Source organism: Bacillus paranthracis, assembly GCF_024296885.1.
Classification (GTDB): domain Bacteria; phylum Bacillota; class Bacilli; order Bacillales; family Bacillaceae_G; genus Bacillus_A; species Bacillus_A paranthracis.
The window spans coordinates 958,332-973,001 of the sequence record NZ_CP101135.1 but is presented as its reverse complement, the minus strand read 5'-3'; the positions used below and the strand labels follow the sequence as shown (position 1 = coordinate 973,001).

The following is a 14,670-nucleotide window of genomic DNA, read 5'->3' as shown; positions in this document are numbered from 1 at the left end:
TTTATAAGTACAAAGCACTAAAATTACTTATCTCCTCTATCTCCACCAACCATCCCCCCATACCACCCACTACTCTCCTCCAAAAACCCCCTCGTCTCCCCACTCCCCTTATAAAAACTCTCCCAACCCCGCTCCCTCAAAATCCCCTTCCAACTATCACTCTCAACCATCTTCTTAATAATGCTATCCCAATAAGCAACCTCTTCCTCCGTCATATCTTTTGGGCCCATAATTCCTTTCCAGTGCTGGAAGATGACGTCGATTCCTTGTTCTTTCCATGTTGGGATTTCTGGTAGTCGGTCTAGACGTTTTGGTGCGGATACGGCTAGTATTTTTATTTTGCTGGCTTTGTATTGTTTTTCGGCTTCGGATAGGGTCATGGTTGCGGCGTTTATTTGTTTGTTCGTTAGGGCGTTTATGATTTTTTCTTTGTTTTCGTAGACGAAGAATTGTAGTTCGGCAGGGTTTATGCCGAAGGCTTTGCTTACTTGTACGAAGGATAGGTGATCGTCGTTTCCTAGGCCGGGGGCAACGCCGATTTTGAAGTTTTCCTTGTCTTGTTTGAGTTGTTCCATTAGTTGATTTGCGTTTTCTATGTTTGATTCGTTTGATACGACAACAACTTCCCAGTCTGATGCTAGTAGCGCGAGCGGTGTGAAGTCTTTATATGTTAGTTTACTGTGGCCTAGTAGGTTGTTCGTTATGAGTAAGCTTGAGTTAATCGCCAGCACGTGACCGCCTTTTTGTTTCGTATATTTCCATCCGACGTCACCACTGCCACCTACTTTGTTTGTGACTGTGATTGGTTTTGTGAAGATTTTTTCTTCTGCGAGCGTTTTTTGCATCGCCCGCGCTGTTAAGTCCCAGCCTGCCCCTTGAACGTTCGGCGCAACGATTTCTAATTTGTCGATGTTCACTTTATTCGTATGGGATTTCCCCGAGGAACAACCCGCTATTACTCCTGTCATGATCCATATACATAGTAATAATCGTTTTTTCATAGCCCTCGTCCTATTCGATATTTTCGTTCTGGTCGTCCAATTATTCCGTATGTGTATTCTACTGTGCACTCGTTTGTCGCTACTAAGTATTCTAAATATCTTCTTGCTGTTGTTCTGGAGGCCCCCATTTGTTCTCCCATTTCTTCTATTGTAATGCCCTCTTCGAATCCTTTTATAATGCCTTTCACTTTTTGCAGTGTTAACGGATCAACGCCTGTCGGTAAGTTTTTTATATCTTGTGTTTGCGACATACCGAAGAAGTTATCGATTAGTGCTTGATTCACTTCATTGTTACTATGTAGTAATTGCTTCTTTCTTTTATAGTCTTCAATTGTGCGAACAAATTTTTCTAACGTGACCGGTTTTATAAGGTAGTTACTTACGCCGTTTCGAATTGCTTTTTCTAGCATATGGTTTTCATTCGCCGCCGTAACCATAATGACGTCAACATTTGGAAAGTCAGCATGGATTTTCGGCAATAAGTCTGTTCCGATTCCGTCTGGTAAATAGTTATCTAATAGAAGCAAGTCGATTTCTTCCTTTTTTAGTAGTTCCATCGTCTCTTTTGCGTTCAATGCTTTTCCGATTACTTTTATGTCCTTTATTTTTGATAAAAACTCTTCCTGAATTTGCGCGACGCGGAAATCATCTTCTGCAATTGCAACCTTCAACATATGCCCATCCATCCCCCTGTTTGTTATGTACTTTCTTTCAATGTTTTCGGAAGGTAAATTGTAAAAATAGCTCCTCCGTTTTTCTCGTTTTGAATTTCAATCGTTCCTTCTAGTACATCTACCATTTCTTTCACATTTGCTAGTCCGTAACCACGATTGTTTCCTTTCGTTGAAAATCCTTTTTGAAAAATGGTCGTTATTTTTTCTGCCGGTACTCCTATCCCGCTATCTATCACTTCAAATACAATATCGTGTCCAATATCCGTAACGAAGAAGGAAACACTCTTTTCCTCTCGTTCACTCACCGCATCAAACGCATTGTCGATTATGTTTCCAAGTATCGTAATAAGGTGGGAAACTTTTATATGATCTGGTAACGGATGAAGCGCACTATCTCCTTCAATATGAAAATCAATTTTCTTCTCAGACGCTGTTCCGATTTTTCCTAATAAAATAGCTTGTACTTTCGCATCGTGAATTTGATGGAATAAAATATGGTTTTGGCTTTGATGGATATTAGATTCTTGTTGGATAAATTCAATCGCTTCTCTGTAGTGCCCTAACTGAAGTAATCCTGATAAGACGAAAAGCTTATTTGTAAATTCATGTGTTTGAGCACGTAAGTCCTCAGAATACTTTCTTACCTCAGATATTGTGTTCACTAAGTTTTGCAGTTCTGTTTTATCTCTAAAACTACATACAACGCCTACTGTATTATTATTTTCGAGTATTGGTGTCATGTTTAAAATAAACACTTTATCTTGAAATGCGATTTCTTGATCGTTTTCTAGTACTCTCTCCATATGAAATTCCGGTAAAACTTTTGAAATGTGCTGCTGCATATAATCACCATTTACATGTAGCATTTCTTCTGCTGATGTGTTCATCATCGTAATAAAACCGTTTTGATCAATGGCGATAATCCCTTCTTTTATAGATAGTAGTATTGCGCTTCGTTCCCGGTATAACGCCGCGATTTCATTCGGCTCTAAACCGAGTGTGTCTTTACGAATGCTACGTGCTAAAAGAATGCCCCCAACAATTCCAGCTACTAATACAGCTAAGGAAAAGAGTATAATTTCTTTCGTTCTGCTCAATATGTTAGATTCAATACCTTTTATTAAAAACTCTACTGTCACAACGCCTACGACTTGATCGTAGTCTCCGTTATGAACAATAATGGGTGCTTTCGCCATTAAAGCTGGACCACTTTCACCATTTCCTTCGAGCGTATAATAGCCACCAAAAGTGAGTGCTTCATAGTTATATGGATTGTTACTCTTTGTTCCAATCAACTCAGAATTAGAATGGGAATACATAACCCCAGAGCGATCTTCTATAATGACAGTATCGGCACCAGCTTGCTCACGAACTTGTTCCGCAATGGATTGAATCGTACTTTTATGCTCGTTATTTTGAAAAGCATCTTTTATAGCAGGCATAAAAGAAAGCGACTTCGCTGTTTGCAGTGCTAGCTGCTCCACTTGGCGCTTCGTATCAACGGACTGAATGTAAACAAATATTCCGGCTAATAGGAGAACGACAAATAAAATTAACGCGATAATTAAGCTTACTATTTTCGTTTGTAATGACACTTTGCGTGATTTTTTCATACCCCATACCCTTTGATAAAATATTCAAAACTATCAATCTCCTTTTTCTATTATTATGACAAAACGAATAATGAAGCAACTATTAAAATTATCCGTGTACATAAAGTACAAAAAGAATAAAATTGTCATAATATTGAGATTTCATTCTATAGACAGTACAATTCAACTACAATGAACACGCTTTCATATATACCTTTTATTTCTAAGCAAGAGGAGGAATTAGTATGGCTCAAGCAAAATCAAACCGAGTCGCCGGCAATATTTTCAAAGGTTCTGTCGGCAATTTAATTGAATGGTACGACTGGTACGTTTACTCTGCTTTCGCTGTTTACTTCTCAGCAGAGTTCTTTCCTAAAGGAGATCCAACGAGTCAGTTACTGAACACAGCGGCTATTTTCGCAGTTGGATTTTTAATGCGCCCTATCGGAAGTTTATTAATGGGCCGCTATGCGGATCGGCACGGACGCCGAGCAGCATTAACGCTTTCGATTACGGTTATGGCCGGTGGTTCTTTCATTATCGCCTGTACACCTAGTTACGAAAGTATCGGTATTATGGCACCAATTATTTTAGTTCTTGCCCGTTTGCTGCAAGGATTATCACTTGGCGGAGAGTACGGAACTTCCGCAACGTATTTATCTGAAATGGCTAGTAGTGGTCGCCGCGGTTTTTATTCAAGCTTCCAATATGTAACGCTCGTTGCTGGACAGATGGTTGCGTTAGGCGTTCAAATTGTTCTTCAGCAATTACTAAGCGAACCAGATATGAAAGCTTGGGGATGGCGCATTCCATTCATTATTGGAGCGATGGGCGCAGTAGCTGTATTATGGCTTCGCCGCACGATGGACGAGTCGGAGCAATTCTCAAACATAAAATCACAAAAACGCGAAAGCGCAGGAACTGTTCGTGCTCTTATGAAACACCCGAAAGCAGTATTAACAGTAGTCGGCCTAACACTCGGAGGCACTGTTGCATTCTATACGTACACAACATATTTACAAAAATTCATGGTAAACACAGTCGGTCTTCCGAAAGAAGTTGTAAGCTGGATTAACTTTGTCGCACTACTTATATTCGTCGTACTTCAACCGATTGCAGGGCTACTATCCGATAAAATCGGACGCCGTCCACTATTAATGGCATTCGGTATTCTCGGAACGTTACTAACAGCACCGATCTTCTTCTTTATGGAAAAAACGACAGAACCAATCGTAGCATTTTTACTTATGATGGTCGGCCTTATTATCGTTACTGGTTACACATCGATTAACGCAATTGTAAAAGCAGAGCTCTTCCCAACTGAAATTCGCGCACTTGGCGTAGGTTTACCATATGCACTAACCGTTGCAATATTCGGCGGAACAGCCGAGTTTATCGCATTATGGCTAAAGAGTATCGGAATGGAATCACTATTCTACTTCTACGTAGCCGGATGTATCGCGATCAGCTTTATTACGTATTGGCGTATGGATGAGTCATCGAAGACTTCGCAGATTGAGGCGGAGCTTGATGGTGGGGATAGTTTGAAGAATGGTACTAGTTCAAAATAAAAAAGTAAGGACGGTCACCTTGGAGAAGGTGGCCTTTTTATATACTCTCTCAACCAATCCCACACCCCCAAAAAATATATCAACGATTATCCAATTATATCGACCGCAACTCCGAATATATCGACGATTCGACACAACATATCGACTTACCGACAAATTTCGCAAAAAACAGCGCCAAAACCACCAACCAATCCCACACCAGCACCCACGCCCCTACAAAAGAAAAAAACACCAGGTCCCCCCAGTGCTTTTCCCCCACTCTAAAACAAATGACAAGCCACCTCATGCCCCTTCGCAATCTCGACCATCTTCGGTACTTCCTGCGCGCATTTTTCAGTGGCGAATTTGCAGCGTGTTCTGAATTTGCAGCCGGATGGTGAGTTGAGTGGGCTTGGTACTTCTCCCTCTAGAATGATCCGATTTTTCCCTGTTTTTGTTGGATCTGGTTCTGGCATGGATGAGAGTAGTGCTTGTGTGTATGGATGTGCCGGTTTTGTGTATAGGTCTTCGCTGTCGGCAATTTCTACTATGTTTCCTAAGTACATGACTCCGATTCGATCTGATATGTGTCTTACCATAGATAGGTCATGTGCGATGAATAAGTATGTGACGCCTGTTTCTTCTTGTATGTCTTGCAGCATGTTTACGACTTGCGCTTGGACTGAGACATCTAGTGCTGAGATCGGTTCGTCACATAGGATGAAATCTGGTTTTACAGATAGTGCGCGCGCGATGCTGATGCGCTGGCGCTGGCCTCCGCTAAATTCGTGCGGATAGCGATATAGATGTTCTTCTTTTAGGCCTACCTTTTTGAGCAGGTCTAATATGATTTCTTTTTGTTCTTCTTTTTCATAAGATCCATGAATGTTCATTGGCTCACTAATAATTTGGAATACGTTCATCGACGGATTTAATGATGCGTATGGATCTTGGAAAATGATTTGCATTCGTTTTCGATATTCTTTTAGTTCACTTTCCTTTAAGCTTGCGATGTCTTTTCCGTCAAATAAAACATTACCTGAAGTGACATCGTGCAAGCGAATGATACTTCTTCCTGTCGTTGATTTTCCGCAGCCCGATTCTCCTACTAATCCGAATGTTTCACCTTTTTTAATTGTGAAACTTAAGTCATCGACTGCTTTTAATTGCTCTGTTTTTCTGCCAAATAGTCCTTTTTTAATAGGAAAATACTTTTTTAAGTTCCGAACTTCAATTAAATTTTCTTCATGCATGGGAATCACCTACCGCCCTATCATTTAACCAGCACATGGAACGCCTTCCGTCTCCGATTTCAAAATACGGTGGACGTTCTTTTTCACAAATTTCCATTGCATGCGGACAACGCTCTGCGAATGGGCAACCTTGTGGCGGGTGTAATAAGTTTGGCGTTACACCTTGAATTGGTGCGAGCCTTTCTTTTACACCGTTCGATATTTTCGGTAAAGAGTTTAATAGCCCCTTCGTATATGGATGATTCGGCGATTGGAAAATATCAAGTACAGATCCCTCTTCCATAATAAGCCCGCCATACATAACGATAACGCGTGTACAGTTTTGCGCGACTATCCCTAAGTCATGTGTAATAAGAAGTAACGCCATATTCGTTTCATTTTTTAAGTTTTTCATTAAATCTAGTATTTGTGCTTGTATCGTTACATCAAGCGCTGTCGTCGGTTCATCCGCAATGAGAAGATCTGGATTACAAGACATTGCCATCGCAATCATAACCCGCTGCTTCATACCACCGCTTAGTTCGTGCGGATATTGTTTTACCCTTTCTTCTGGCGACGAAAGACCGACTTGCTTTAACAAGTTAACCGCGATCTGCTCTGCTTCTTTCTTTTTCACTTTTTGATGACGTATAATTACTTCCATCATCTGTTTCCCAATTTTCACGACCGGATTTAGCGCTGACATTGGATCTTGCGAGATAAGTGAAATTTGATTTCCTCTAATAGAACGTAATTCTTTTTCAGATTTAGAAAGGATGTTTTCATTATGAAAAAGAATCTCCCCTTCTTTCACTTTCCCTGGTGACGCAACGAGAGACATAACGGACTTCGCCATTACACTCTTTCCGCTTCCAGATTCCCCAACGATACCAACTACTTCTCCTTTATTTAAACGAAATGTAACGCCGCGAACAGCTTCCACTTCTCCACTTTCTATGAAAAAAGATGTCTTTAAATTTTTCACTTCTAGTAGTTTTTCAGACACGCTTCTCACTCCTTTCACGTAACACTTTAGTTTTCATTTCCAGCTCCTTTTGGTGCGAAAGCTTTCTTCAACGCTTCACCAATTACGTTAAAACTTAGTACTGTTAAAAGAATAAGGAATCCTGGGAAGAGTGTTAAATACCAAGCTTCACCGATATATCCTTGCGCATTGTTTAGCATACTGCCCCAAGAAGAATCTGGTTCTCTAATACCTAAACCTAAGAAGCTAAGTGATGATTCCATTAAAATTGATGTCGCAATCGTTAATGTCGCGGCGATAATAATGGTTGATAAAATGTTTGGAATGATATGTCTTACAATAATTGCGAGTGATTTTTGTCCAGATACTTTTGCATATAAAACGTACTCACGCTCTTTTACAGATAACGTTTCTGCCCTTACGATACGTGCGGTGTCCATCCATGTTAGTAATCCGATAATAAGAACTAACGTTGTAATTCCTGGTTTTAAATAAGCATTTAATAGTAACATTAAGAAGAATGATGGAATTGACATAAGCACTTCAACAACTCGCATTAAGAAGTTGTCTAACTTTCCGCCAAAATATCCGCTAATCGTCCCAACTGCGGTACCGATTGTAACAGATACAACCATCGCAAGGAAACCGACCGCAAGTGAAACGCGTCCACCATATAACGCCCTAGTTAAGTAATCTCTTCCGTAATCATCCGTTCCGAAAGGATGACTCACACTTGGTTCTTGTAAGCGATCTGGAATTGACATTTTACTAGGATCGTAAGGTGATACGAATGCGAAAATCGATGCGACCGTTAAAACCGCCAGTATAATAACTCCCATTAGTACAAACTTATTTTTCGTAAAACTACTTTTTATCGTTTGAAATCTCCTATGATTCATTCCAAATCACCCCCTCATTCGAATGCGTGGATCTACTACGCCATATAAAATATCAGCAATTAAGTTACCGAGAATCAACATGAAGGACGATAGTAATGTAATTGCCATAATAATTGGATAATCAAATCTAAAAATAGCATTTACCCCAAGTGAACCAAGACCTGGCCATGAAAATACTGTTTCCGTAATAAACGCTCCGCCCACTAAACTTGGAATAGATAATCCGAAAATTGTAATGATCGGTATTAATACGTTTCGCAGTACGTGATTAAATAAAACTGTTTTCTTTGAAGCACCGTACGCATATTGAATTTGTACATAGTCTTCTTCTAATTGTTGAATTGTACTGGAACGAATATATCTCATATAAACTGAAACGTTTTGGAACGCAAGCACCATACAAGGTAAAATACCGTGCTGCACAATATCCAAGAAGGAATCTTGCCCGACTGTACGCATACCCATACTTGGAAGAAAATTCAACTTTAAAGAGAACAAGTAGATTAATAGTAACGCGAACCAAAAGACTGGCATTGAGATTCCCACATAAGAAATAAAGTTTACAATGCGATCAAAGATAGAATTCTTTTTCACACCTGTAAGTAGTCCAAGCGGGATTGCAATTACAAATGAGACGAGTAAAGACGATCCCATTAAGCCGATTGTCGCAGGTAACCTTTCTACAATAAGATCTAAAACAGGACGGTGATTTTGCAGTGAGTAACCAAAGTTCCCTGTTAAAATATTTTTCAGCCATAAAATATACTGCATATAAATTGGTTGATCGAGCCCTAAACTTTTGCGAATACGCTCAACATCAATTGGACTCATATTCGGTGTGACAAAGTTTCGAACAGGATCACCTGGCGCTAGTTTTATTAATAGAAAAGAAATAATAGAAATAACAAATAAAAGCGGAATTGCATTTAAAAGCCTCTTCGCAATTACTTTATACACAAACTTCCCCCCTCAAGCTAAAGAAGCTGATTTCCACCAGCTTCTTTACTGTTTGTTTCTTATTTCACTTCATAAATCTTAGATAAATCTTCAAACATTGTGACAGGAATTGCTTTTGCTTCTTTTAATCCATCAAACTTTTTATCTACTGCAATAACCGCTTTCGGATACGCAATTGGTAGATAAGGTAAATCTTCTCTAGCTGTCTCTTGAATTTTATGGTATAGTTCTGCGCGTTTCGTTTTATCTGTTTCAACTGCAGCTTCTTCCCATAACTTATCGAAATCAGCGTTTTTATATCGTGCATAATTGTATTCAGCATTACTTAAGAATAAGCTCTTATATGAATCTGGCTCAGGTCCCATTATGTAACCACCAAATGTAATGTCATATTCTTTATTCTCTTTATCTAAGCCTTTTTCACTTGCCGCACTAGCATCTAATGCATTTAGTTCAACTTCTAAGCCAACTTCTTTTAACTTTTGTTGTGTATAAAGCGCTAAGCTTTCCATAATCTTATTATTCGTTACATACATGACGCGTACTTTTTCTTTATCTTTCACGCCAGCTTTCGCTAATAAATCTTTCGCTTCTTTTTTATCATACTTATAATCTTTAATGTCTTTTGCATAATACATAGCGTCTGGCGTTAAAATTGAATTTGCCGGTTCTGCAAATTGACTAGAAACGAATGCTGAGTTAATCATTTCTTTCTTATCTAATGCATGCGCAATTGCTTGGCGCACTTCTTTTTTCTTCATCAGATCTGTATTCATGTTATAAGATAAGTAGAATAATCTACCTTCTGGGAATGTCACCATTGAGAAGTTCCCAGTGCTATCTAATTTCTTAAAGTCTTGCGGCTCAATCATCTTCATATTGATTTGACCATTTTGTAGTGAAACATTTGCTGTATTACGGTCTTTTACAACGCGATATACGATAGAGTCTAATTTCGCTTTACCACCTACATAATCATCAAATCGATCTAATGCAACGTACTCATCAGACTTATACTCTTTAAACTTAAACGGACCTGATCCTACAGGTTGTAAGTTTTTCTTACTCTTCGCTAAATCTGCTTCCCCTTCAAATACATGTTTCGGAATTGGGAAGAAATCATTCATCACACCTTCAAAAGATGCACTTACTTGTGGTAAAACGAATTGAGTTGTTAACTCATCTACCTTTTTCACCTCAAGCGGTTTTCCTTTAAAAACAAAGTTTTCACGACTTGAGCTATTTTGCTTCTCATCTAAAATAGATTGGAATGTAAATGCTATGTCGTCTGATGTAATTTTCTTACCATCATGCCATTTCAAATTATCTTTTAACTTCAATGTCCACGTTAATTGATCCTCTGAAGGCGTAAAGCTTTCAGCAAGAACAAATTTCTTCTTACCGTCTTCCATATGATACAGCGGTGCATATAAAGCTTGCTGCACAGTTAACGACACACGATCATTCGCATAAAGCGGATTCATCGTCTCTGGGTTATCGCTAACGCCAATCGTTAATGTTCCTCCATCTTTCGGAGTCCCTGATTTACTAGTGCCCGCTTGCTTCGAAGAATCTTTTCCTCCAGAACAAGCCGCTAATGCAATAAGTAGTATTAGGACAAATGGTAATGCAAATAATTTTCGTTTCATCTTTCGGCCCCCTCAAACTAGTTATACCCATAAGAAAACTCGGAATTAATCCCGAGTTTTCTTATAAGTTTTAAATTACCACTACCTCTATATAAAGTCAAACTTTTTTGTAAAACTAGAAGGTTTGAAATCTATTCATGCATTCTTGCAATAAACTATATTGATGCGAAGAGCAAAATAAGTTAAAAAACTAGTAGCCTAAAAAATTTCTCTTAAATGATTGTTATAATCGAAAGAATCGAATGGATGTTTTATATACACCTAACTCTTATGAAAAACATAATTCCCTTATCAAAGGAATTCAACTTATTACATAGAAAATAACTATAGAAAAGAAAAAGCTTGACCAATTGGGGAGTTCACAGTAAAAACAAGAAAATGTTAACAAGAAGAAAGGAACTAATATACCATGTCCACACAATCTTCTGTTCAAATGGATGAAATGCTAAAAATTTTATTTCATTTGTCAAGAAAACCGACCATTCATTTAGTTAACGGACTATTTCATGAAGCATTTGAACTACACGACCAACTGACTATTACACATCTTAATGTCGAGTATACTCAAAAACGTCTAACAAATAGTTATCAAACGAAGCGATCAGATAAAGTTCTTCAAGTTAAAAACAATGATGATGTTTTTCATTATCATTTAGAATTTCAATTAAAAAATGATTCAACCATGCCTTATCGAATGTTTGATTATGGCTGTTGTATTGCGGAAGAGTGCCAGAAATCGATAGGTACTTATGATAAGTTCGTCTTTCCAAGACAGTTAGTTCTTTTTATTGAAGAAGATGAAAAAATTCCAGATTTTCTTTCCATGGAATTGCATTTTACAAGCGGGGGATTCCATTATCAAGTACCTGTAGAAAAGTATTGGAAACAGGATGTCAATCAATTAATGAAAAGAAATTTATATGCCTTATTACCTATACAGCCTTTTAATTACCGAAAAAACTTAAATAAAATTTTGGATAGAAAGCCATCTAAAAATAGAGATGAGGAAATCCGCGCAATCTTGGATAAGATTCAAGATGAGGTGAAAATTTTAGTTGAAATTATTATAGGTTATTATAATAGAGATGAATTAACATTTGACGATACGGATAAAATGCTTATTGTATTAACAAATGTTACGGAGCATGTATTTCAAAAAAACAGTGAATATCATATAATAAAAAAGGAGGTGGATAATATGATTAATACATTGTGGAGTCCTGTTAAAGAACGTAAAGTACGTGTTGAAGCGTTCAAGGAACTTATATACGATGTCTTACAAGATAAGAACCTCGATACCCAAAATGAAGAGCTACGAACAAAATTAAACAAAATTGATGATCCAAATCAGATGAAACAATTAGCTCGCCGAGTTCATAATGTAAAAAAAATAGATGATTTATTTTCCAAATAATAAAAGGGACTAATCCTAAGGACACGTAAGTGTTTTTTAAGGGTTAGTCCCTAGCCATAACGGCTATCTTTTTCATTACTGATAATATTTAGCGCTTGTCCAACAATATCCAACTACTCCACCTGTAAGGAAAGATAACCCATAGTAGCAAGCTGATACAGCTGCGGGTCCCAAACAATACCGGCTGCAGAATATCCCATGCAGCAATTCCTTGAGATGCTAAGCAATTGTTAAAACCTCTTAGAAAATCTACAAAAGAACCTCCTGCACTTGCAGTTTTTACACTAAATGGATTTAACGAGCTCAATAACCCCTCATCTTCCTTTTTTTCTTCTTTCTCAAAATGTTTTGCTTCTAGTTGAACTGTATTATCTAAAACTTTTTCATTGTTGTTCCAAGTTTCAATTTTCACTTTATAGAATTTTAAATTCTCTGAATATTTTTCCATATAAGACTTTAATTTTCCATCCGAATATAAATCTCACCTTTTATCATTCTCTTCGTGATTACCCCCTCTCTCTAAACAACCAATTCCACAACCGTATAAAACACCCCAAACAAAAAAAGACCACCAAAAGGCAGCCCCTCTCAAAACTCAATCCTCTCCCCAACTCCGCGCTCCACCGCTCTCTCATACAAATACTTCGCAACAATAATATCCACTACCGCCAAACCAACCGATTTAAAAACAGTAATCTCTTCATCATTCTCCCTACCTGCTTTTTCTCCGCTTATAATTTGACCAAGTTCAGCGTGGATCTCGCTAGCTTTGAATAAACCTTCCTGTATCGGAACTTGAAGGTCCCCTGTCTCTTCTAATGCTGCTTCTTTCGATTCGACTACTACTTTATTTGCATTAGCAATAGCGTGAGATGGTAGTTCTTGCATGTTCGGTTTGAATGAACCGACGGCGTTTACGTGGACGCCTTTTTGTAGTTTTTTTGAGAAGACTGGTGTAGATGCGTTCGTAGTTGTGACGATGATGTCTGCTTCGCTTATTGCTTCATTTGCATTGGTGTGAACGTAAGCAGGTTTACCAAATTTCTCTTGTATATATTGCGAGAATGCATACGCTTTTTTTTCTGTGCGATTGTATAAAATGACTTTTTCAATATCTCTAACTGCGAATATAGCTTCAGCAATTCCCTTTGCTTGTTCGCCTGTCCCGATAATACATAAAGTTTTTGCGGTATGACGAGCTAAATGTTTTGTCGCTACTCCTGATAAGGCGCCTGTTCGAATCATCGTTAAGTAGGATCCTTCTAAAAGTGCGAGCGGTTCTCCCGTTTGAAAGTCTGATAGCATCACAATCCCGTTTATCGTTTTCTTTCCTATCTTTTTGTTCTCGGGGACTACTGTTACTACTTTTAAACCAAGTGCCTCAAGCCCTTCTGCGACTGAAGGCATAATTAATGCCGTATTTTGCTCGTTCGCAAATGGTAATGAACCGCGAATTGGCGTGATTGTTCTTTCTGCGGAAAACTCTTTTAAGGCAAGCGCCGCATATTCAATGACTTCATTCATATTTACTAAGTTTCGTTGTTCGTTCGCGCTTAGGACTAGCATATCTTTCCACCTCCTTCTTCTATCCTAACAAAAATCCCCGATTCAAATCATCTCTCGGGTCTATAACGAACTGATGAAATCCTGTAATAAATGCATGCCCCGTTACTTTCGGAACAACAGCTTCATATGTATGTACCGCTGTTACCGACAATACTTCTCCCTCGAATTTCCCATCAGTAATGCATTCGTGGACGAAAATTTCTCCTTTTTGCAGAGCGCCTTTTTCAAAAAGAGTTGCGATTCTTGCGGAAGTTCCTGTGCCACAAGGAGAACGATCTACTTGCCCGTCAGCAAAAATCGTTACATTTCGTAACGTTGCGCCTTCCCCTTTCGGTTCATCTGAGAAAATAACGCCGTATATTCCTTTTAACCCTTCTTCAAGTGGGTGCTTCACTTCCATCTGACTCTCAATGTAGCGCTTAATTTTACCGCCCCACGTTTGAATAGCAGCTAAGTCTTTAAAATCAACTTTCAAACCAAATTCTTTACTATCTACAACAGCATAAAAAGCTCCACCAAACGCGATATCTACTTGAAATTCATAGTTATCTATTTTAATAGGAACGTCTTTTTTGTATACAAATGAAGGAATATTTTCAAATGATACAGACTCTACTTCGCTCCCATTATATTTTGCGTACGCAATGACTTCCCCAGCAGGGCTATCAATAATGAACTTTTGTTTCTCACCTGTCACTTCAAACATACCTGTCTCAATTCCTACTGCAATAACAGCAATAATGCCGTGTCCACACATCGTACTCCATCCTTCATTGTGCATAAATAACACACCAAAATCAGCGTGTGCACTTGCTGGCGGTGTAATGATACAACCGTACATACCGTGATGTCCTCTCGGTTCATACATAAGAACCTCGCGAAGATGATCCAAATGTTCCATGCAATATGCACGTCTTTCTAGCTGCGTTTCTCCCTTTATTTCTGGCACGCCTCCTGTAATAATTCGAAGTGGTTCCCCAGCTACGTGAGCATCAATTGTCGTATACACTTTACTAACCTTCATTTCCATCTCTCCCCTATATGTTGATACTCTTTTTATTGCAAATATCATGCCAACGCATAGGGTATAAATTTGTATACATTGTTTAAAAAAGCATACACCACTGTCTATTTTTTTATACACGATCCAG

General features: G+C 38.5%; 13 protein-coding genes. 2 read left to right on the top strand and 11 right to left on the bottom strand.

All coding sequences use genetic code 11. The features are described from left to right. Positions 1-23: 23 nt before the first annotated feature. From NLJ82_RS04890 to NLJ82_RS04880, 3 genes are read right to left on the bottom strand one after another with little or no spacing between them, the layout of a single operon-like run. Entirely contained in the window at positions 24-1,001 is a 978-nt protein-coding gene (locus NLJ82_RS04890) for a tripartite tricarboxylate transporter substrate binding protein (RefSeq protein WP_000746657.1), read from the bottom strand. Next, complete coding sequence (locus NLJ82_RS04885; RefSeq protein ID WP_000921529.1) at positions 998-1,675, bottom strand: response regulator; 678 nt, start codon at positions 1,673-1,675, stop codon at positions 998-1,000. Before NLJ82_RS04885 ends, NLJ82_RS04890 begins: the two co-directional genes overlap by 4 nt. Before the next feature lie 23 nt (positions 1,676-1,698). Continuing rightward, positions 1,699-3,288: an ATP-binding protein gene (locus tag NLJ82_RS04880; protein ID WP_000749620.1), complete on the bottom strand. Its 1,590-nt coding sequence runs from the start codon at positions 3,286-3,288 to the stop codon at positions 1,699-1,701. A gap of 224 nt (positions 3,289-3,512) precedes the next feature. On the opposite strand from NLJ82_RS04880, the gene NLJ82_RS04875 reads away from it, so the two are divergent. Next, the gene (locus NLJ82_RS04875) at positions 3,513-4,838 is read left to right on the top strand and encodes an MFS transporter (protein WP_000035817.1); all 1,326 of its coding nucleotides are present in this window, start codon (positions 3,513-3,515) and stop codon (positions 4,836-4,838) included. A gap of 260 nt (positions 4,839-5,098) precedes the next feature. Here the strand turns inward: NLJ82_RS04875 and NLJ82_RS04870 are convergent, their stop codons facing one another. Genes NLJ82_RS04870 through NLJ82_RS04850 form a run of 5 tightly spaced genes read right to left on the bottom strand, consistent with a single transcriptional unit; the run spans position 5,099 to position 10,539 of the window. Beyond that, a complete protein-coding gene (locus tag NLJ82_RS04870) occupies positions 5,099-6,070 on the bottom strand; it encodes an ABC transporter ATP-binding protein (RefSeq protein ID WP_000544148.1) in 972 nt (323 codons plus the stop codon). Beyond that, on the bottom strand, positions 6,063-7,055 hold the full coding sequence (locus tag NLJ82_RS04865; protein WP_001291138.1) for an ABC transporter ATP-binding protein: 993 nt from the start codon (positions 7,053-7,055) through the stop codon (positions 6,063-6,065). Before NLJ82_RS04865 ends, NLJ82_RS04870 begins: the two co-directional genes overlap by 8 nt. Positions 7,056-7,081: 26 nt before the next feature. After that, complete coding sequence (locus NLJ82_RS04860) at positions 7,082-7,933, bottom strand: ABC transporter permease (RefSeq protein ID WP_001016541.1); 852 nt, start codon at positions 7,931-7,933, stop codon at positions 7,082-7,084. Between the two features lie 6 nt (positions 7,934-7,939). Beyond that, positions 7,940-8,890, bottom strand: coding sequence for an ABC transporter permease (locus NLJ82_RS04855; RefSeq protein ID WP_000278764.1), 951 nt, complete (start codon positions 8,888-8,890; stop codon positions 7,940-7,942). A 59-nt stretch (positions 8,891-8,949) separates the two neighbouring features. Continuing rightward, positions 8,950-10,539 carry an ABC transporter substrate-binding protein gene (locus NLJ82_RS04850; RefSeq protein ID WP_000823585.1) on the bottom strand — a complete coding sequence of 530 codons (1,590 nt, stop codon included), beginning with the start codon at positions 10,537-10,539 and terminating at the stop codon, positions 8,950-8,952. A 409-nt stretch (positions 10,540-10,948) separates the two neighbouring features. On the opposite strand from NLJ82_RS04850, the gene NLJ82_RS04845 reads away from it, so the two are divergent. Continuing rightward, the gene (locus tag NLJ82_RS04845; RefSeq protein ID WP_000107287.1) at positions 10,949-11,953 is read left to right on the top strand and encodes an RpnC/YadD family protein; all 1,005 of its coding nucleotides are present in this window, start codon (positions 10,949-10,951) and stop codon (positions 11,951-11,953) included. An 88-nt stretch (positions 11,954-12,041) separates the two neighbouring features. Here the strand turns inward: NLJ82_RS04845 and NLJ82_RS04840 are convergent, their stop codons facing one another. From NLJ82_RS04840 to NLJ82_RS04830, 3 genes are all read right to left on the bottom strand, one after another. Continuing rightward, positions 12,042-12,401 carry a hypothetical protein gene (locus NLJ82_RS04840; RefSeq protein ID WP_000417604.1) on the bottom strand — a complete coding sequence of 120 codons (360 nt, stop codon included), beginning with the start codon at positions 12,399-12,401 and terminating at the stop codon, positions 12,042-12,044. Positions 12,402-12,541: 140 nt separating this feature from the next. Next, positions 12,542-13,519, bottom strand: coding sequence for an ornithine cyclodeaminase family protein (locus NLJ82_RS04835; RefSeq protein WP_000960720.1), 978 nt, complete (start codon positions 13,517-13,519; stop codon positions 12,542-12,544). A gap of 19 nt (positions 13,520-13,538) precedes the next feature. Next, the gene (locus NLJ82_RS04830; protein WP_140418899.1) at positions 13,539-14,591 is read right to left on the bottom strand and encodes a proline racemase family protein; all 1,053 of its coding nucleotides are present in this window, start codon (positions 14,589-14,591) and stop codon (positions 13,539-13,541) included. Between the last annotated feature and the right edge of the window lie 79 nt (positions 14,592-14,670).